This window comes from Novosphingobium rhizosphaerae, from assembly GCF_050920675.1.
Taxonomy (GTDB): domain Bacteria; phylum Pseudomonadota; class Alphaproteobacteria; order Sphingomonadales; family Sphingomonadaceae; genus Novosphingobium; species Novosphingobium rhizosphaerae.
In genome coordinates this window covers 584,232-603,301 of record NZ_CP137861.1, presented here as the reverse complement: position 1 = coordinate 603,301, position 19,070 = coordinate 584,232, and the positions used below count along the sequence as shown (strand labels likewise).

Annotated in this window: 16 protein-coding genes; 9 read left to right on the top strand and 7 right to left on the bottom strand. The window is 67.4% G+C overall.

Annotated features, from left to right (window positions below; translation table 11 throughout):
- Positions 1 to 7: 7 nt before the first annotated feature.
- Both dacB and panC read right to left on the bottom strand, forming a co-directional pair.
- Positions 8 to 1,405, bottom strand: a complete 1,398-nt coding sequence (dacB, locus tag R9J51_RS02795; RefSeq protein WP_432787797.1) for a D-alanyl-D-alanine carboxypeptidase/D-alanyl-D-alanine endopeptidase — start codon at positions 1,403 to 1,405, stop codon at positions 8 to 10.
- A 10-nt stretch (positions 1,406 to 1,415) separates the two neighbouring features.
- The gene (gene panC / locus R9J51_RS02790) at positions 1,416 to 2,270 is read right to left on the bottom strand and encodes a pantoate--beta-alanine ligase (RefSeq protein ID WP_179505817.1); all 855 of its coding nucleotides are present in this window, start codon (positions 2,268 to 2,270) and stop codon (positions 1,416 to 1,418) included.
- A 118-nt stretch (positions 2,271 to 2,388) separates the two neighbouring features.
- On the opposite strand from panC, the gene R9J51_RS02785 reads away from it, so the two are divergent.
- The 7 genes from R9J51_RS02785 to R9J51_RS02755 all read left to right on the top strand — a co-directional run bounded on the left by R9J51_RS02785 (position 2,389) and on the right by R9J51_RS02755 (position 11,636).
- Entirely contained in the window at positions 2,389 to 3,231 is an 843-nt protein-coding gene (locus tag R9J51_RS02785; RefSeq protein WP_168557986.1) for a division plane positioning ATPase MipZ, read from the top strand.
- Entirely contained in the window at positions 3,228 to 3,512 is a 285-nt protein-coding gene (locus R9J51_RS02780) for a DnaJ domain-containing protein (protein ID WP_179505816.1), read from the top strand. The genes R9J51_RS02785 and R9J51_RS02780 overlap by 4 nt, the downstream gene beginning before the upstream one ends.
- A gap of 30 nt (positions 3,513 to 3,542) precedes the next feature.
- Positions 3,543 to 4,946 (top strand): phosphoglucomutase/phosphomannomutase PgmG, encoded by a 1,404-nt coding sequence (pgmG, locus tag R9J51_RS02775; protein ID WP_179505815.1) that lies wholly within the window; start codon positions 3,543 to 3,545, stop codon positions 4,944 to 4,946.
- Between the two features lie 34 nt (positions 4,947 to 4,980).
- Positions 4,981 to 5,142, top strand: a complete 162-nt coding sequence (locus R9J51_RS02770; RefSeq protein WP_179505814.1) for a hypothetical protein — start codon at positions 4,981 to 4,983, stop codon at positions 5,140 to 5,142.
- An 83-nt stretch (positions 5,143 to 5,225) separates the two neighbouring features.
- A complete protein-coding gene (locus tag R9J51_RS02765) occupies positions 5,226 to 6,932 on the top strand; it encodes an Hsp70 family protein (protein WP_179505813.1) in 1,707 nt (568 codons plus the stop codon).
- Positions 6,933 to 6,956: 24 nt separating this feature from the next.
- A complete protein-coding gene (locus R9J51_RS02760) occupies positions 6,957 to 9,041 on the top strand; it encodes a hypothetical protein (protein WP_179505812.1) in 2,085 nt (694 codons plus the stop codon).
- Between the two features lie 165 nt (positions 9,042 to 9,206).
- Positions 9,207 to 11,636 (top strand): ligase-associated DNA damage response DEXH box helicase, encoded by a 2,430-nt coding sequence (locus R9J51_RS02755; protein WP_179505811.1) that lies wholly within the window; start codon positions 9,207 to 9,209, stop codon positions 11,634 to 11,636.
- 191 nt (positions 11,637 to 11,827) lie between these two features.
- On the opposite strand, the gene sucD is transcribed toward R9J51_RS02755, so the two are convergent.
- Positions 11,828 to 12,712, bottom strand: coding sequence for a succinate--CoA ligase subunit alpha (gene sucD / locus R9J51_RS02750; RefSeq protein WP_022675716.1), 885 nt, complete (start codon positions 12,710 to 12,712; stop codon positions 11,828 to 11,830).
- Positions 12,713 to 12,715: 3 nt separating this feature from the next.
- The gene (gene sucC / locus R9J51_RS02745; RefSeq protein ID WP_168557993.1) at positions 12,716 to 13,915 is read right to left on the bottom strand and encodes an ADP-forming succinate--CoA ligase subunit beta; all 1,200 of its coding nucleotides are present in this window, start codon (positions 13,913 to 13,915) and stop codon (positions 12,716 to 12,718) included.
- 226 nt (positions 13,916 to 14,141) lie between these two features.
- On the opposite strand from sucC, the gene R9J51_RS02740 reads away from it, so the two are divergent.
- Positions 14,142 to 14,924, top strand: coding sequence for a 3'(2'),5'-bisphosphate nucleotidase CysQ (locus R9J51_RS02740; RefSeq protein WP_179505810.1), 783 nt, complete (start codon positions 14,142 to 14,144; stop codon positions 14,922 to 14,924).
- 25 nt (positions 14,925 to 14,949) lie between these two features.
- Here the strand turns inward: R9J51_RS02740 and R9J51_RS02735 are convergent, their stop codons facing one another.
- Positions 14,950 to 15,960, bottom strand: a complete 1,011-nt coding sequence (locus R9J51_RS02735; protein WP_179505809.1) for an aldo/keto reductase — start codon at positions 15,958 to 15,960, stop codon at positions 14,950 to 14,952.
- 133 nt (positions 15,961 to 16,093) lie between these two features.
- Complete coding sequence (locus tag R9J51_RS02730) at positions 16,094 to 16,783, bottom strand: OmpA family protein (protein ID WP_168557996.1); 690 nt, start codon at positions 16,781 to 16,783, stop codon at positions 16,094 to 16,096.
- Between the two features lie 182 nt (positions 16,784 to 16,965).
- Between R9J51_RS02730 and R9J51_RS02725 the strand changes: the two genes are divergently transcribed.
- Entirely contained in the window at positions 16,966 to 18,291 is a 1,326-nt protein-coding gene (locus R9J51_RS02725; protein ID WP_179505808.1) for a hemolysin family protein, read from the top strand.
- On the opposite strand, the gene R9J51_RS02720 is transcribed toward R9J51_RS02725, so the two are convergent.
- The gene (locus tag R9J51_RS02720; RefSeq protein ID WP_179505807.1) at positions 18,292 to 18,915 is read right to left on the bottom strand and encodes an HAD family hydrolase; all 624 of its coding nucleotides are present in this window, start codon (positions 18,913 to 18,915) and stop codon (positions 18,292 to 18,294) included.
- Positions 18,916 to 19,070 lie beyond the last annotated feature (155 nt).

The following is a 19,070-nucleotide window of genomic DNA, read 5'->3' as shown; positions in this document are numbered from 1 at the left end:
GCCTGCCCTATAGCCCGGCCAGCGCCAGCAGCAGCGTGTCGACCACGGCAGTGGCGCTGGTGCCCTCGGGCAGATCGCCCACCAGCACCGCAAAGGCGAGGGTGTGGCCATCGGCCGTGGGCAGGACGCCGGCCAAGGCCTGGGTGCCCAGCAACGTTCCGGTCTTGGCGCGCAGCTTGCCTTCCAACGCCGTGCCGCGCAGGCGGTTTTTCAAAGTCCCGCTCTGTCCCGCCACGGGGAAGCCGCCAATCCAGGTGCCGCCCCAGGACTGCGCCTGGCCCCAGCGCAGCAGCGTGACCAGCGCCCTTGGGGTGACCCGGTTGTAGGTGGACATGCCCGAACCGTCATAGAGGCTGACGCTGCCGGGCACCAGGCCGACCGGGGCCAGCGCCGCCGTGCGCGCCGCGATGCCGTCTGCCACGGTGCCACTTGGCGCCAGGCGGCGCAGCAGCAGTTCGGCGTGGAGGTTCTGGCTGTTGCGCAACGTCAGCGCCACATCGTCTGCCAACGGCGGCGGGACAAGGCGCGCGAGCGTGGTTGGTTCGGGCGACGCAGTACCCAGGCGATGGCGTGCGAGCGCCGGGCCACGCACGGCCACGCCGCGCGCCACCAGCATGGCGCGCAGCACCGCGGCCGCGCGCGCAGCGGGATCGGCCACGGCGAGGGGCACGCGCAGATTGCTGCCCGCCGGTATCGTGCCACCCAGTTGCCAGCGATCCGATCCGGGCAGCGTGCTGCGGGCAACGGCGACCGGGCCGGCGCGGACGCTCATCACCGTGCCGGTAACGGCAAGGCCGACCGGCGCCTCGATCTTTGCGGGCGTGCCTTCCGCCCCCGCGATGACGGTTGCCAGCGCGATATTGTCATCCAGCGTGAGTGCAGAAACGGCCGTGCCCGATGGCGTCGCCATGTTGTCCCAGCTCATGCCCGAGGGCCAGCGCTCGTCGGCCATGGCGCTGTCATCGCCGATCACCTGCCCCACCCGGCGGGTGCGTGCCGCGATCGCATCGGCGAGGGTGGCCAGGCAATCCACCGTGCAATCCGGTGCGGCAGACAGGCGCGCATCACCATGGCCGCGCAGCACCACATCGGGCCGGCTACCGGCCCCTTCCAGGCTCACGCTGGCGCCGCCGGTGGTGTCGGGCTGATCGGTGGCGGGCAGGGTGGCCAGTGCGGCGGCGGTAGTGAACAGCTTGGTGGTGGACGCGGGCACCATCCGGGCATCGGCATTGCGCTGCGCCACCACGGTACCGGTTTCGTCCACCACCAGCAGGCCGATGCGGGCCCCGGCGGGAAGGGGGGCAAGGATCGCATCGAGCGCCGGCTCTGCCATGCCCCTGCCCTGCGCCACAGGCGCCGCCACAAGCAGCGCAAGGGCCAGGCCAAGGCGCGCTGCGATTGTCACGCAGCACGCATCAGTTCGCGGGCCAGTTGTCGATCAGCCGCGCCTTGCCCAGGTGCGCTGCAACCAGCACGCGCGCGGGGCGGTCTCCCAGCGCGTCGAGCGGATCGAGCGTTTCAGCGTCGCGCAAGTCGGCATAGTCCACCCGCGCAAAGCCGCCACGCAGCAGGGCCGTGCGCAAGTCTTCCAGTGCGGCATCGGCGTCGGCGCCGGCGTGCAACGCGGCAATCGCCGCCTCGATCGCGCGCGGCAGGGCGACCGCGTTGGCCCGTTCGTGCGCGGTCAGGTACTGGTTGCGGCTGCTGAGCGCCAGGCCATCGGCCTCGCGCACGGTGGGCACGCCGATGATCGCCTCGGCGCGGGGAAACGCCAGGTCCAGATCGCGGGCCATGCGGCGGATGATCGCCAACTGCTGCCAGTCCTTTTCCCCGAACAGCGCGAAATCGGGCTGAACCTGGTTGAACAGCTTGCACACCACCGTGGCCACGCCATCGAAGTGGCCGGGCCGCGCCGCGCCGCACAGCGGTTCGTCCAGCCCCGCCACCGAAACCGTGGTGGCAAAGCCCCGCGGGTACATCACCTCGGGGCTGGGTGCCCAGAGCATGTCGACCCCTTCGGCGGCGAGCAGCGCGGCATCGCTTTCCAGCCGGCGGGGATAGGCGTCGAAGTCTTCGCCCGGCCCGAACTGGCGCGGATTGACGAAGATCGACACTGCCACGGCATCGGCCAGATCGCGGGCGCGGCGCACCAGCGTGAGGTGCCCTTCGTGCAGGGCGCCCATCGTGGGCACCAGGGCCAGGGTTTTTTCCCCGATTTTGGATGAAGCTACGGCCGCGCGCAGGTCTTCCAGGCGATAGATGGTTTGCACGCCGGGTGCCTCTCCTTTAAGCCGTGGCAACAACCGGCCGCGCGGCGGGGTTTCCCCTAGCCGCGCCGTGCCCGGTCTTCAAGCGTTCGGTTAACCGCCCAGATCGAGAGAGAGCCGCGTGTCGACAGGTCCCCATCGCATCGTTTTCGCCAACGAAAAGGGCGGCACCGGCAAATCGACCACCGCCGTGCACGTCGCCGTGGCGCTCGCTTACCAGGGCGGGCGCGTGGCGGCGATCGACCTGGACAACCGCCAGGCCACGTTGCACCGCTATCTGCAGAACCGCGACGAAACTGCCCGGCGCCGCCAGATCCCGCTGCCCAATGCCACCCACGTGGTGTTCAACGAAACCACGCCCGAAGCGCTCGACGCGCTGGTGGCCGATCTTTCGCAAGACCATGATTTCCTGATCTTCGACACGCCGGGCCGTGACGATCCGCTGGCCCGCCATGTCGCCACCGGGGCCGATACGCTGGTCACCCCGCTGAACGACAGCTTCGTCGATTTCGATCTGATCGGCCAGGTGGACGCCGAAACCTTCCGCGTGCGCCGCCTGTCGTTCTATGCCGAGCTGATCTGGGAAGCGCGCAAGAAGCGCGCCATGGCCACGATCCAGCAGGCCCGGCGCGAGATGGACTGGGTGGTGGTGCGCAACCGCACCCAGCACGTGGAAGCGCGCAACCAGAAGCGTATCGACCAGGCGCTCAACGAACTGTCCAAGCGCGTCGGCTTTCGCATTTCCAACGGCCTGTCGGAACGCGTGATCTATCGCGAGTTGTTCCCCAGCGGGTTGACCTTGCTCGACAAGGGCCACCTGGGCGAACTGGGCACCAGCCACCTGGTCGCGCGCCAGGAGTTGCGCACACTGGTGGCCGGGCTCAACCTGCCGCTGCCTTCGCAGCGCGCGGCCAATGGCGGCCGGGAAAACGGGCAATCCACCCCGATGGTGGACGTGGCGTGACCAAGCTGCTGGTTCTGGCCGCGCTGGTGTGCCTGGCGGTCAAGCTGCTGACGCAGCGCTGGCCGTGGGAACTGGGCCAGCCGCAGGCGCGTTCCTTGGCAGAATCCCGGGCGCGCAATCTCCTGGGCGTGGAGCCGAATGCGAAGCGCGAACAGATCATCGAGGCGCACCGCCGCCTGCTGGCCATGGTCCATCCCGATCGCGGTGGCAGCAACGAAGCCGTGCACGAAGCCAATGCCGCGCGCGACCTGCTGCTGGCCCGGCTGGTGGAGCGGCGCTGATACCCTGGGCCGTGGTGTAGGGGCTGCCTGATGACCCACCGGTTCGATCCCACGATCATGCGTGAGTACGACGTGCGTGGCGTGTTCGGGCAAAGCCTGGGTGCCGATGATGCGCGCGCGATCGGGCGCACATTTGGCACACTCGTTATGCGCGATGGCGGCGGGGCGGTCGTCGTGGGTATGGATGGGCGGGTCAGTTCGCCGATCCTGGAACATGCCTTGGTCGAAGGCCTGGTGGCGAGCGGGGCCGATGTGCTGCGCATCGGCATGGGGCCAACCCCGATGCTCTATTTTGCGGCCATCACCCTGCCCGGCGTGGCGGGAGGTATCCAGGTGACGGGCAGCCACAATCCTCCCACCCACAATGGCTTCAAGCTGGTGCGTGATGGCCAGCCGTTCTTCGGCGCGGCGATCCAGGCGCTGGGCGATCAGGCTGCCGCCGGCGATTGGACCAGCGGCACGGGCGCCGTGCGCCAGGTTGCGGTAATGGATGCCTATGTCGATCGCCTGCTCAAGGGGCTGGATGGCATCGACCGGGAAAGCCTTGCTGGCCTGGCCATGGCGTGGGACGCGGGCAATGGTGCGGCGGGGCCGGTGCTGCAGCGATTGGTGGCCCGGTTGCCTGGGCGGCACGATGTGCTGTTTGCCCAGGTGGATGGCACCTTTCCCAACCATCATCCCGATCCCACGGTGGAGGAAAACCTGGCCGACCTGCGCGCGGCGGTGGCGCGCGGCGGGCTCGATTTCGGGGTGGCTTTTGATGGTGACGCCGATCGCATCGGTGTGGTCGATGGGCAAGGCCGGGTCATCTGGGCCGATCAGTTGCTGATGCTTCTGGCGCAGGATCTGCTGGCCCGCCATCCCGGCGCGCTGGTGCTGGGCGATATCAAGACCGGTCGGGCGCTGTTTGAGTCCGTGCGCGCGCTGGGCGGGCGGGCGGAGATGTGGAAATCGGGCCATTCGCACATGAAGGCCCGCCTGCGTGAAAGCGGCGCGTTGCTGGCCGGCGAAATGAGCGGGCACGTGTTCCTGGCCGACGATTGGTACGGTTTTGACGATGGCATCTATGCCGCGATCCGCCTCATCGCCGCCGCCGCGCGGCTTGGCCGCTCCGTCAGCGATCTGCGCAGTGCCATGCCCGAAACCGTGGCCACGCCCGAACTGCGCTTTGCCGTGGACGAGGCGCGCAAGTTTGCCGCGATGGATGAGGTGAAAGCCCGGCTTGAGGCCCAAGGCGCTGATATGGTGGCGATCGACGGCGTGCGTGTGACCACGCCCGATGGCTGGTGGCTGCTGCGCGCCTCGCACACCCAGGCTGCGCTGGTGGCGCGGGCCGAAAGCGAGACCGAGGCCGGCTTGGCCCGGCTGATGCAGCAGGTTGATGCGCAACTGGCGCTGTCGGGCCTGGCGCGCGGGCCGCAGGCGGGGCATTGATTGTCCGCGAAGCTGCACAACCAAGGCGCTACCGATGCACGACTTCATTGGCGACCTTATGCAGGACGCGCTTGGCGATCTTGCGTGCGAGAGCGGCAAGGCGGTTCATCGCCGTTGGGGCAGGACCGGTTGCCTGCTTGCCACCTTGGCGATTTTGCTGGTGGTGGGTGGCGGGCTGTGGCTGCTGGCGCGATGACTGCACGTGAACGGACATGGAAGCATCTTGCAATGGGCACTGTCGCCCGGCCATGATGGCCCCATGGGAGCGAGCACGACGGCATGATCATCGGAATTGACCTGGGCACCACCAATTCGGCGGTGGCGCTGTGGGATGGCGACGCGGCGCAGCTTGTGCCCAATGCACTGGGGCAGATGCTGACGCCCTCGGCCGTGTCGGTTCTGCCCGATGGCACCACGCTGGTCGGCCAGGCCGCGCTGGAGCGCATGGCGGCCAAGGACGGCGCTACCCAGGTCAGCTTCAAGCGCTTTATGGGCACCGATCGCAAGCTGAAGCTGGCGCGGCAGACGTTCACCGCCGAAGAGCTTTCGGCGCTGGTGCTGGCCAGCTTGCGCGATGATGTGGCGGCGCAGACCGGCACTGTGCCGACCGAAGCGGTGATCACCGTGCCGGCCTATTTCAACGACAAGCAGCGCAAGGCCACGCGCCGGGCCGGCGAACTGGCGGGTCTTTCGGTGCGCCGCCTGATCAACGAGCCAACGGCAGCTGCCCTGGCTTTCGGCCTCGCCAGCCGCGGAGAGCACGAACCGTTCCTGGTGTTCGACCTGGGCGGGGGGACCTTCGACGTATCCATCGTGGAAATGTTTGCCGGCATCGTGGAAGTGCGCGCCTCGGCCGGGGACAACCGCCTGGGCGGCGACGATTTCAACGAGGCGCTGGCCCAGGCCGTCCGCACGCGGCTCGATCCCCAAGGGCTGCTCGACAAGGCGCATCCCGAGCGCGCCCGTGCCCTGTTGCTCCAGGCGGCCGAGCGCACCCGCCGCGCGCTGAGCGACAAGGGCGAGGCGGAATTTGCCCTGACCGTCGACGGGGTGCGCCTGGCCACGGCGGTCACGGCGGCCGAGTTGGAAGCGGCGGCGGAACCCCTGCTGCGCCGGCTGCGCGATCCCGTCGTGCGGGCGCTGCGCGACAGCCAGATCGACACGGCCAGCCTTTCCGAAGTGGTGCTGGTGGGCGGCGCCACGCGCATGCCGGTGGTGCGCAAGGCAATCACCCGCCTGTTCGGGCGCTTCCCCAATTCCACCGTCCATCCCGATCATGCCGTGGCGCTGGGCGCGGCGATCCAGGGCGGGTTGATCGCGCGCGATGGCGGGCTGGAAGAAGTGCGCATCACCGATGTGTGCCCGTTCACCCTTGGCGTGGACCGCAGCGAGCGCGATGGGCGCGGCAACGTGATGTCGGGCCTGTTCACCCCGATCATCGAGCGCAACACACCAGTGCCGGTCAGCCGCGTGCACTATTTCCAGACCATGGCCGACAACCAGCGCCGCGTGGAATTCGGCATCTTTCAGGGCGAGGCGCGTGAGGTTTCGGGCAACGTGAAGCTGGGGGCGCTGGAAATTCCGGTGCCGCCTCGGCCAGCGGGCGAAGTGCAGGTGGATGTGCGCTTCAGCTATGATTCCTCGGGGCTTCTGGAAGTGGACGTGACCATTCCAGCGACGGGCGAAAGCCGCAATGTGGTGCTGGCCGACGAGGAAGACCGCAAGGACGAGGCAGAGCTCGATCGCCGCCGCCGCGCGCTGGCCGCGCTGAAAGTCCACCCGCGCGAAGAGGCTGCCAACCAGGCACTCCTGGCGCGGGCCGAGCGCCTATGGGAAGACCATCTGGGCGATGTGCGCGAGGCGATCGGGCACTGGATCCTGGCGTTCCAGGGCGCGCTGGAAACCCAGGATCACCGCGTGATTGCGCAGGCCAGCGCCGATCTGGCGATGCGGCTCGATAGCCTGGACGCCGAGATGCCCCTATGAGTGCTGATCTGTGAGTGCTGACCTGTGAGTGGTGCCTTACGCGCCGCCTGGCGCCGGCTGGGGATAGATCCCACCGCAGACCAGGGGGCAATCCGCCGCGCCTATGCCGATGCCTTGCGTGCGATGGACGTGGACGCCGATGTGGCGGGCTTTTCCGCCTTGCGCGAGGCCCGCGATGCCGTGCTCGCCTGGGCGCGCCAGCAGCCCGCCGATGCGCCGATCGCGGAGGTCTTGCCGGAGCAGGGGCCGGGGGAAGAGGATGCGTTCGTGCCTGGCACCTGGCCCCACGCCGCCCCCCGGCTCGATGGCCTGGCGGGCGATGGCTTGGTGCAGGCCGGAACGGACGATCGCCACGATGCGCTGGTGCCGCCGCTGCCGCTTGCGCCCGCCAGCGGCCCGTCCGATCCCCAGTTCGCGCTGCGGCAGCCCACGCTGGGCGTGGTCGAATGGTTTGCCTCCGATGTCGATCCGGTGCGGCTGGCGCGGCCTGAACAGCCGCGGGCCGATCACGCGCTCCACGCCCTGCTGCTGGAAGGGCCGGGCACCGAATTCGGCCTGAGCGAGGACGAACGCGCCGACGCGCAGGCGCATGTGGCAGCGTTGATCGCGCAGGCCGATGCTGGCGGGGTGGACCTGTGGGGCCGCACCGAGGAATGGCTGGCCGAAACCCTGGCGCGCGGCTGGCCGCGTTCGGCACCCTTGCTCGATAGTGCAGCGCAGGCCTTCGGCTGGGCGGACCGCCCTGCCACGACCGGGGATTCACCCGCTGTCGCTTTCCTGATCCCGCGCCTGGGCACGCAGCCCCTGGTGCGCACGGTGCGGCCGGCTGAAGATGCGCTGTTCGTGCTGCTGCTGCCAGAAACCGGCCACAAGGCGCCATTGACTGACGCGCAGGAGGAAGAAGCGCGGCAGTTGCTCGACACTGTGCTGGCCGAGGCACACGAGGGGCAGGTGGAGCGATCGAATGCGATCGAAACCTGGCTGGCCGATGTTTTGGCGCAAGCCTGGCCACGCAGCGCCCCGCTGCTTGAACCGGTGGCGCAAGCGTTCAACTGGGAAAGCGAGCGCGGCCAGTTGCACGAGCGCCCCGCGATCGCCTTTCTCAATGCCCGGCTCCGCGGCCTGCGCTTTACCGAAAAAGTGCAGGACAAGGGCCATCCCCTGCACAAGGCGTGGGTGGAACTGACCCGTGATGGCAGCCGCAAGGGCCTGGTCGTGCCCAAGCGGCAGGTGCGCCAGTTGATCGACGGCGTGCGCACCAACTTTCCCGAGCTGGAGCAGCACTTCAACCCCGTGCTCGTGGCCAAGTGGGAAGGCCAAGGGGGCGGTCTCGGCGCCAAGTTCGGCTGGATTGCGATTGTCGTGATCGGGGTTATCCGCATGATCATCGCGATCAGTGATTACGGGCAGAACCACCAGGTCGGCGCGCCTGCGGTGACGGCACCCTATGAAGCGGGCGCCCCTGCCACGCCTGGGCAAAGTGCAGGTGCCGATTTCGACCCGGTCACCGATCCGGCGTTGGCAGACGTGCTGCACCAGATGTTCGGCCCTGCCATGACCTATCCCCAAGTCTACAAGGCCGATGCCAAGTTGGCGGCCGCGATCAAGGCCAACCGGCGGATGCTGGCCGATCCGGGGGAACTGGCCCACGCGGGGCAAGTGGTGCTGACGCAGCGGTTCCTCCAGGCGCGCCCGCACGCCGGGCCAGCCCGGCTCGAAGCGCTGGCCCGGTGGCGGCTCGACATGATGCTCGCAGCCAAGGCCGATGGCCCGGAAACCTGCCTGAGCGTCTATCACTGGGATGACTTGCCCAAAGGCGTGCAACTGACCGAAGCGGCACTGGGCCGGCAACAGGCCCTGGCCCGCGCGATGCTCGCCGCCGGTGAACTCGATCCACAACCGCCAAGCGGCTACAGTCGCAGCTATCGCATACCCGGCCCGATGATCGACCAGATCATCAGGGCCACCGGGCTGTCGCAAGCGGCGGTATCGGCCGTGTTCGACGGGCATGGGGCGCCCAACACTGTCTGCGCGGTGCAAACAGCCCTCATCAAGGCGGCACTGGGATGGAAGGGGCCAGAGCGCACGGCGATCTTGCGCAACTTCTGAACGCAGCCACCCCCCTGGCAAGGATGGCGACAAACGGCGGTTTCAATGGCGTTCAACAAGGGCGATACCACGTCCGTGGCGGGCTATGTTGCCGGCAAGAAGAACTGACGCCTTTGCCCCGGACGCCAGGTGGACCTGGCGCCTGGGGCTTCCTATCTAACCCTAATGGCCACGATCCCGCCCGAAATCGAACACTGGTTTGCCGGGCGGGGCTGGCGGGTGCGGCGGCACCAGGCCGAAATGCTCGATGCCGCCGATGCCGGGCAGCATGCGCTGCTGGTGGCCGATACCGGCGCGGGCAAGACGCTGGCCGGGTTCCTGCCCACGCTGGCGGCGTTCTGCCCCTCGCGCCTTGGCCGGGAGGCGGCGCCCGACGGGCTGCACACGCTCTATATCTCGCCCTTGAAAGCACTGGCGCACGATGTGCAGCGCAACCTGCTGGCGCCGATTGCCGAAATGGGCCTGAACCTGCGGGTGGAAACGCGCAGCGGCGATACGCCATCCGATCGCAAGGCGCGGCAGCGCGCGCGGCCGCCGCACGTGCTGCTGACCACGCCTGAATCGCTGTCGCTGCTGCTCAGCTATCCCGAGGCTTGTGAAATTTTCAGCGGGCTGAAGCGGGTGGTGATCGACGAGATTCACGCCTTTGCGACCGGCAAGCGTGGGGACTTGCTGGCCCTTGCCCTGTCGCGCCTGCAAGCCATCAGCCCCGATCTGCAACGCGCGGCGCTGTCGGCCACCGTGGCCGAGCCCGAGGGGTTTCGGGCGTGGCTGGCCCCGTGGGGCGAGATCGACGGCGTTGCGCTGGTGGAGGGGGAGGAAGGCGCCCCGCCCGAAGTGGAAATCCTGTTGCCACGGGAAGAGCGCGTGCCCTGGGGCGGGCATGCAGCCGCCTGGGCCGTGCCTCAGTTGATCGAGATGATCCGCGCCAACCGCGTCACCCTGGTGTTCACCAACACGCGCTTCCTGGCCGAATATATCTTTCAACTGCTGTGGGATGCCAACGAGGGCAACCTGCCGATCGGCATTCACCATGGCTCGCTTTCGGCCGAGGCGCGACGCAAGGTGGAAGGCGCCATGGCGCGCGGGGAACTGCGCGCGCTGGTCTGCACCGCCAGCCTCGATCTGGGCGTGGATTGGGGCGACATCGACCTTGTGGTGCAGATGGGGGCACCCAAGGGTTCGTCGCGTCTGTTGCAGCGCATCGGCCGTGCCAACCACCGGCTCGACCAGGCGAGCCGCGCCGTGCTGGTGCCGGGCAACCGCTTCGAATACCTGGAAGCCATGGCCGCGCGCGATGCCGTGCACGAAGGCCAGCGCGATGGCGAGGATTTCCGCCCCGGCGGCTTGGACGTGCTGGCCCAGCATGTCATGGGCTGCGCCTGCGCCGGCCCGTTCGAAGAAGCGGCGCTGCTGCACGAAGTGCGCTCGGCACTGGCCTATGCGTGGGTGGACGAAGCCGCCTTTGCCCGCGTGCTCGATTTCGTGGCCACCGGGGGCTATTCCCTGCGCGCCTATGATCGCTTTGCCCGCATCGTGCGGGATCGCAATGGCACCTGGCGCCTGACTCACCCGGAGCAAGCCGCGCGGCACCGGCTGAATGCGGGGATCATCGTCGATTCCGAAATGCTGGAAGTGCGCTTTCGCAACGGCCGCTCGCTCGGCAAAGTGGAAGAGCATTTCGGCGCGCAGCTGAGCCCGGGCGACACGTTCCGCTTTGCCGGGCTGGACCTGGAAGTGGAAGGCGTGCGCGATCTGGAACTGGTGGTGCGCGCCGCGAAAAAGGCCGGGCAGATCCCCAGCTATGGCGGGGCGCGCATGCCGCTGACCACGCACCTTTCCACCCGCGTGCAGGCGATGCTGGCCAATCGCGGCACTTGGGCGCGTTTCCCCGATGATGTGCGCGAATGGCTGGAAATGCAGGATTGGCGCAGCCGCCTGCCGGCGCCGGGCGAACTGCTGGTGGAAAGCTTTCCCCACCATGGCCGCGCCTACAGCGTGTTCTATACGTTCGAGGGGTGGAACGCGAACCAGTCGCTGGGGATGCTGATCACCCGGCGGATGGAGGAACGCGGGCTGGGGCCGCTGGGCTTTGTCGCCAACGACTATGCCCTGGCGGTGTGGAGCCTGCGCCCGATCCGCGATCCGGCGCCTTTGCTGTCGCCCGATATCCTCACCGATGAATTCGTCGAATGGGTGCAGAACTCGCACCTCCTGCGCCGCGCGTTCCGCGAAGTGGCGGTGATTTCCGGCCTGGTGGAGCGCCAGCATCCGGGCAAGCGCAAGAGCGGCAAGCAGGTCACGTTCTCGACCGACCTGATCTATGACGTGCTGCGCAAGTACGAGCCCGACCATGTCCTGATCGAAGCCGCCTGGGCCGATGCCCGCGCGCGGATGACCGACGTGGGCCGCCTGGCCGACCTGCTCGACCGTTCGGCGGCTGAACTGGTCCATGTGGAGCTGGAGCGCGTAACCCCGCTGGCCGTGCCGGTGTTGGTGATGATCGGGCGCGAGAGCCTGCCGGCAGGGGCGGCGGACGATGAGCTGGTGCTGGAGGCCGAAAGCCTGGGCGGGCTGGCGATGCGGGCGGATTAGCGGCCTTGGGCTTGGCCGACTGGGGCTTCGACTGGCTCAGCCCGAACGGAATTCCACGATTGTCTTCCAACTCCCGTTCGCCCTCAGCCTGTCGAAGGGCGGCCAGCGCAACACGAGCGGGCAAGCGTCGCACCCACAAAAAAGGCCGGAAGGTTTCCCCTCCGGCCCCTTTGCTAACCGTGATTGGCGGATCAGCCCTTGAGCACTTCGGCCAAGGTTTCGCCCAGCAGGCTCGGCGAGGGGGAGACGCGGATGCCCGCGGCTTCCATCGCGGCGATCTTGCTTTCCGCATCGCCCTTGCCGCCCGAGACGATCGCCCCGGCGTGGCCCATGCGGCGGCCCGGAGGGGCCGAGCGACCGGCGATGAAGCCGGCCATCGGCTTCTTGCGGCCGCGCTTGGCTTCGTCGATCAGGAACTGTGCGGCCTGTTCTTCCGCGTCGCCACCGATTTCACCGATCATGATGATCGACTTGGTTTCTTCGTCGGCCAGGAACAGTTCCAGCACGTCGATGAAGTTGGTGCCGTTGACCGGGTCGCCGCCGATGCCGACAGCAGTGGTCTGGCCCAGGCCGATGTTCGAGGTCTGGAACACGGCTTCATAGGTGAGCGTGCCCGAGCGCGAAACCACGCCGACCGAGCCCTTCTTGAAGATCGAACCGGGCATGATGCCGATCTTGCATTCGTTGGGCGTGAGCACGCCGGGGCAGTTCGGGCCGATCAGGCGCGACTTGCTGCCAGCCAGGGCACGCTTCACGCGCACCATGTCGAGCACCGGGATGCCTTCGGTGATCGCCACGATCAGTTCCATTTCCGCGTCGATCGCTTCCAGGATCGAATCGGCAGCGAACGGCGGCGGCACGTAGATGCACGAAGCGGTGGCGCCGGTGGCGTGCTTGGCTTCGGCCACGGTGTTGAAGTTGGGCAGCCCGATGTGGGTGGTGCCGCCCTTGCCGGGCGTCACGCCGCCGACCATCTGCGTGCCATAGGCCAGGGCCTGTTCCGTGTGGAACGTGCCGGTGGCACCGGTCATGCCCTGGGTGATGACCTTGGTGTTCTTGTTGACCAGAATGCTCATGGATCAGGCGACCTTCTGCACTTCGGCGACGATCTTCTTGGCAGCATCACCAAGGTCGTTGGCCGGAACGATGGGGAGACCGGAGTTGGCGAGGATATCCTTGCCCGCTTGCACGTTGGTGCCTTCGAGGCGCACGACGAGGGGAACCTGCAGGTTCACTTCCTTGGCCGCGGCGACGATGCCTTCGGCGATGATGTCGCACTTCATGATGCCGCCGAAGATGTTGACGAGAATGCCCTTCACCGCCGGGTCCGACAGGATCAGCTTGAACGCGGCCGTCACCTTTTCCTTGTTGGCGCCACCGCCCACGTCGAGGAAGTTGGCGGGGAACATGCCGTTGAGCTTGATGATATCCATCGTCGCCATGGCGAGACCGGCGCCGTTGACCATGCAGCCGATGTCGCCATCGAGCTTGATGTAGGCCAGATCGTACTTGCTGGCTTCGATTTCGGCCGGGTCTTCCTCGGTTTCGTCACGCAGTGCAACAACGTCGGGGTGACGATAGAGCGCGTTCGAATCGAAGCTCATCTTGGTGTCCAGAACGAGCAGCTTGCCGTCCTTGGTTTCCACCAGCGGGTTGATTTCCAGCATGTCGCAATCGAGCGCGACGAACGCGGTGTAGAGCTGCTGGGCGATCTTGGCGGCCTGCTTGTTGAGGTCACCCGAAAGACCAAGGGCAAAGCCCACGGCGCGGCCGTGGTGCGGCATGAAGCCCTGTGCCGGATCGATCGTGATCGTGGTGATCTTTTCGGGAGTCGCATGGGCGACTTCCTCGATGTCCATCCCGCCTTCGGTCGAGACGATCAGGGCGACGCGGCCAGTGGCGCGGTCGACGACCAGCGAGAGGTAGTATTCCTTGGCGATATCAACGCCATCGGTCACATAGAGGCGGTTGACCTGCTTGCCCGCTTCACCGGTCTGCACGGTGACGAGGGTGTTGCCGAGCATTTCCTGGGCGAAGGCTTCGACTTCCTCGATGCTCTTGGCCAGGCGCACGCCGCCCTTGGCATCGGGGCCCAGTTCCTTGAACTTGCCCTTGCCACGGCCACCGGCGTGGATCTGCGCCTTGACGACGTAGAGGGGCCCGGGAAGCTGCTTGGCCGCAGCCACCGCTTCTTCGACCGTGAGGGCGGCGATGCCGGCCGGAATGCCGACGCCAAATTTCGCCAGCAGTTCCTTGGCCTGATATTCGTGGACGTTCATGCAGGATCCCCGCTTACGTATGAGTGAAGGGATGGCTTGCGCCGTGATTTTCCGCGCTGCCATAAGCACAGGTCTTCGCAGTTGCAAAGGCCTTCGTTGCCCGATCGGCTGTGCACTGTCGGAATCGCTAGCCCGCGGCGCGCCTGCAGCCTTGCTCTTCACCGCCATTCCGTACCGGCAATCCGTCTTGCCAATCGGGCTGGGCGCGCCCAAGGCTGGGCGGCATATGATCGATCCCGTCACTCTGGCCGCAATCGTGGATGAAGCCGCTGCCAAGGCGCTGGCGCTGTGGCCCGGTCATGGACACGTGCCCAAGGTGTGGGAAAAGGGCCCGAACAATCCGGTGTGCGAAGCCGATATCGCGGTCGATACGTACCTGCGCGTGGCACTGGGTGACCTTGTGCCCGATGCAGGCTGGCTTTCCGAAGAGACGGCGGATGACCCCGCCCGGCTGGCGCGCGAGCGCTGCTGGGTGGTCGATCCGGTGGACGGCACGCGCGATTTCGTGCGAGGTGCGCCCGGCTGGGCGGTCTCGGTGGCACTCATCGACGCCGGGCGCCCGGTGGTGGCGATGCTGGCGGCGCCGGCACGCGGCGAAGTGTGGCTGGCCCAGGCCGGGCATGGTGCGACGCGCAACGGCGTGCCGCTGGTGGCGAGCCAGCGCACACAGTTGCACGGCGCGCGCATGCCCACAGACCACCTGCCGCCCGGCAGCGTGGACCTGACCATGGTGGCCAAGCCCAATTCCATCGCCTTGCGCATGGCCATGGTCGCTTCGGCCGAAGCCGATCTGCTGGCCACATGGCGCTGGGGCTATGAATGGGACATCGCCGCCGCCGCCCTCATCGCGCAGGAGGCCGGGGCGACGGTCACCGATGCCCATGGCAGCGCGCTTGCGTTCAACAAACCCGATCCGCGCACGTTCGGCGTGCTGGTCAGTGCCCCCGCGATTCACGCCGAAGCGCGTGCGCGGGTGGCGCCGACCACCGCCAAGGCGCTGCGCGGCTGACGGTGTTGCCGGTTCGAGGCGGCGATCAGGCCGGCTCGAAATCCTCGGTGTCGATCGTGGGCAGCATGGCGCCGGCATAGCGGTGGCCAGCCACGGTCTGCTGGTTGATCAGGGCGTCGATTTCTGCCGTCACCTGCGCCGGGATCGCCCAATCCCAGCGGGCGATGTTTTCTTCCAGGTGCGCGATCTTGCCGGTGCCGGGGATGGCCACGATGTGCTCGCCCTTGCCCAGCACCCACGCCAGCGAAAGCTGCGCCGGGGTCACGCCTTCGCGTGTGGCAATGGCGTTGAAGGCATCGACCAGCGCCAGGTTGCGTGGCCAGTTGTCGCCCATGAAGCGTGGCATGGCCTTGCGGATGTCTCCGGCTTCCAGCGCCTCGGGATCGCGCACGCCATTGGCCAGAACGCCGCGCGCCACGGGCGAGAACGCGACGAACGTGGTGCCCAGATCGCGGCAGGCCTCGATCACGGCGATTTCCGCCTGGCGCGTCCAGGGCGAATATTCGGTCTGCATCGCGGCAATCGGGTGCACGGCGGCGGCACGGCGCAGCGTGTCGGCCGACATTTCCGAAAGGCCGATGGCGCCGATCTTGCCTTCCTTGACGAGGTCGGCCATCGCGCCCACCGAATCCTCGATCGGCACTTTGAAATCGCGCCGGTGCATATAGTAGAGATCGATGTGATCGGTCTGGAGCAGGGCGAGCGACTTTTCCAACTCGGCCCGGATCGTATCGGGATGGCAATCGATCCCGCGCTTTTCGCCGCTGGCGAAAATGCCCATCTTGCTGGCCAGGAACACCTTGTCGCGCTTGCCCTTGAGGGCCTGGCCCACGAGGGTTTCATTATGGCCATGGCCATAAAGACGCGCGGTGTCGAAATGATCGTAGCCCAGGTCGATGGCGCGGTGCAGCAGGGCAATGCCGTCGGCATCGCTCGGCCGCTCGCCATAGGCCCAGCTCAGCGACATGCAGCCAAGGCCGATCGGGTTGAGCGTTCGCCCGGCGAGCGCGCGGCGGGTGATCTGCGAAGTGGACATGGCCAGTTTCTCCTTGTTGACGCGCGAGATGCCAGCCCATGCCGCATTGCGTCAACCAGTATGCAGGGCAAACGGAAAGGGGCGCCACCCGATCCGGATGGCGCCCCTTTTGCTAGGTTGGCGGTGGCGGCGCTTACTGGCCGCGGGCGCGGGCCACGTCGTCCTGGGTGACGGGCACGATCTTGATTTCCACGCGGCGGTTGGCGGCGCGGCCTTCCTCGGTGGCGTTGGAGGCGACCGGGCGGGTCTTGCCGAAGCCTTGCGCACGGATGCGCGCCGGGGCCACCCCGCGCGAAGACAGGTAATCGGCCACGGCCTGGGCGCGGTTCTGCGACAAGGTCATGTTGTAGGCGTCCGAACCCGTGGAATCGGTGTGGCCGTATACGTCGATCAGCGAGTTGGGATACTGCGTGAGCGACTGCGCCACGCGGTCGAGCGTGTCGCGGAACGCCGGCTTGATCATCGTGCTGTCGGTGTCGAACGTGACGCCGTTGGGCAGGTTGACCAGGATGGCCTGGCCATTGTCGGTCGGCGTCACGTCGACGCCCGAACCGGCGGTCTGTTCGCGCAGCTGCTTGATCTGCTTGTCCATGGTGTAACCCACGGCCGCGCCGGCGATGCCGCCGATGCCCGCGCCCACGATGCGGCCGGTGCCGCCGCCGATCAGCCCGCCCAGCAGCAGGCCACCCAGTGCGCCAGCGCCGGCGCCGATCGCCGTGCGCGATACCTTCTGCTGGCCGGTGTTGGGATCGGTGACGCAGGCCGAAAGGCTGACCAGCGACACGGCGCACATGCTTGAGACGAGCACCCGACTGAACTTCATGATAAATTCCCCTTTTGCATCCACCGCCCGGCGTTTTGCCATGCCAGGCGTCCCGACATGATCGGTAATTCGGACGAAACCAATACACCAGCCCCGCCTGAATGGTTCCCGAATAGGCGGGGGCCCTGCCGGCGCGATGCAAGGTCTTCGCGGCGCGGCACAAATCTGCTAGGGGCATGCGCGTGACCTCTTTTCCGTGGCCAGACGCCCTCGTGATCCTGGGCCTTGTCGTGCTCAACGGCCTGTTTTCCATGTCGGAACTGGCCATTGTCTCGGCACGGCCAGCCCGCCTGAAAGTCCTGGCCGAAAGCGGCCGCGGGGGCGCCAAGGTGGCGTTGGAGCTGGCGGCAGACCCCGGAAAATTTTTGTCGACCGTGCAGATCGGCATCACCCTGGTGGGCATTGTGGCCGGTGCCTATTCCGGTTCCAGCCTGGGCGGGCCGGTGGGCGAGCGGCTGGCAGCGCTCGGCGTGCCGCAGGCCTATGCTGCCGAGGCGGGCTTTGCCCTCGTCATCGCCATCACCACGTATCTCAGCCTGGTGGTGGGCGAACTGGTGCCCAAGCAACTGGCGCTCAATGCGGCCGAGCCGATCGCGGTGGTGGCAGCGCGGCCCATGGTCATTATGTCGCGCGCGACGGCGCCGTTCGTCTGGGCGCTCAACCGGTCTTCTGGCCTTATCATCCGCCTGCTGGGCCTGTCGCGCGGCGGAGATCAGGAAGTCACCGCCGAAGAACTCCAGATGATCTTTGCCGAAGCGACGCGTTCGGGCGTGATCGAGGAAGAAGAGCGCGCGCTGATGGCCAGCGTGATGCGCCTGGCCGATCGCCCCGTGCGCGAGGTGATGACGCCGCGCATCGAAGTGCACTGGATCGAGCAGGACGCCGTGCCCGCAGACCTGGACGCCGCGATCGAGGACAGCCCGCATTCGCTGTTGCTGGTGGCCGATGGTTCGGTCGATCGCATCGTCGGCGTGGTCAAAGTGCGCGATGTGCTGGCCGCGCGCCTGCGCGGGGCAGAGCCGGACCTGGCCAGCCTGATGAAGAAGCCGGCCATCGTGCCCGACCGCCTGGATACGATGGATGCACTGCGGGTGATCCAGCAGGCCGAAGTGGCCCTGGCCCTGGTCCATGACGAATATGGCCATCTCGAAGGGATCGTCACGCCGGCCGACCTGCTGGCCGCGATCGCCGGCAATTTCGTGGCCCATGGCGACGAAGGCGATGGGCCGATGATCACCGAGCGTGAGGACGGTTCGCTGCTGATCGCCGGTGCGCTGCCGGCCGATGCCATGGCAGACCGCCTGGGCATCGATCTGCCCGAAGACCGCGACTATGCCACTGCCGCCGGCTTTGCGCTTTCGGTGCTGCGCAAGCTGCCCACCGAAGGCGAGCATTTCACCGAGCAGGGTTGGCGCTTCGAAGTGGTCGACATGGACGGCCGCAAGATCGACAAGCTCTTGGTGCAGCGCGCCAAGGCCGCGACGCCGCCGGCCGAACTGGACGGCTGATCAGAGCAGTCCGTACCCCACCAGGTCAGCCTCCAGCGCGGTGGCACCCTGGGTGAAGTGGTGGGTGTGCCAGCCCAGCGCGCGGGCCGTGGCGATGTTGGCGGCGTTGTCGTCGATGAACAGCATCGTTTCCGGCGTCTGGCCAAACCGCTGCGCCGCCAATTCGAAAATGGCCGGATCGGGCTTGATCAGCCGTTCCGCCCCCGACACCACGATATCGCGGCAATGGTCGAGGATCGGGAACGTGGGGCGAAACAGCGCCCAGGCATCCACCCCGAAATTGGTGATGGCATATTGCGGCACGGCGCGCGCGCCCAGGCGGCGGACAAGATCGTGCGTGCCGGCGACGGGGCCTGGAATACTGTCCATCCAGTGGCTGGCATAGCGGGCGATCAGGGCGGCATGCTGCGGAAATTGGGCGATGCGCGCAGGCACCATGTCCGACCAGGGCACGCCGGCGTCGTGTTGGCCGTGCCATTCCTCGCTCACCACCTCGGCCACGAAACGCGCGCGCGCTGCCGCATCGGGAATGGCATCGCGATAGAGCAACGCCAGATCCCATTCCACCAGCACCCGGCCCACATCCCACACGACGACGGTTGGTTGGGCAGGGGAATCGGTCATGGCAGGGCATCCATGCAAAGGTGGGCGTCACGCCCGTGGCGCACAAACGGAACCAGCCCGCTTCCTGGGCCGGGGCCGCAACAGGTGCGGTTACCGGGCCAGGAAGCGGGCTGGAAGCAGCGTTGCAGCCTTGCCGGTGGTGTGCCGGACCGGGG

Coding starts and splice junctions, on each gene's coding strand:
- pgmG (WP_179505815.1), top strand. CDS start 3,543: ATGACCCACCGGTTCGATCCCACGATCATGCGTGAGTACGACGTGCGT.
- R9J51_RS02770 (WP_179505814.1), top strand. CDS start 4,981: ATGCACGACTTCATTGGCGACCTTATGCAGGACGCGCTTGGCGATCTT.
- R9J51_RS02765 (WP_179505813.1), top strand. CDS start 5,226: ATGATCATCGGAATTGACCTGGGCACCACCAATTCGGCGGTGGCGCTG.
- R9J51_RS02755 (WP_179505811.1), top strand. CDS start 9,207: ATGGCCACGATCCCGCCCGAAATCGAACACTGGTTTGCCGGGCGGGGC.
- sucD (WP_022675716.1), bottom strand. CDS start 12,712: ATGAGCATTCTGGTCAACAAGAACACCAAGGTCATCACCCAGGGCATG.
- sucC (WP_168557993.1), bottom strand. CDS start 13,915: ATGAACGTCCACGAATATCAGGCCAAGGAACTGCTGGCGAAATTTGGC.
- R9J51_RS02740 (WP_179505810.1), top strand. CDS start 14,142: ATGATCGATCCCGTCACTCTGGCCGCAATCGTGGATGAAGCCGCTGCC.
- R9J51_RS02735 (WP_179505809.1), bottom strand. CDS start 15,960: ATGTCCACTTCGCAGATCACCCGCCGCGCGCTCGCCGGGCGAACGCTC.
- R9J51_RS02730 (WP_168557996.1), bottom strand. CDS start 16,783: ATGAAGTTCAGTCGGGTGCTCGTCTCAAGCATGTGCGCCGTGTCGCTG.
- R9J51_RS02720 (WP_179505807.1), bottom strand. CDS start 18,915: ATGACCGATTCCCCTGCCCAACCAACCGTCGTCGTGTGGGATGTGGGC.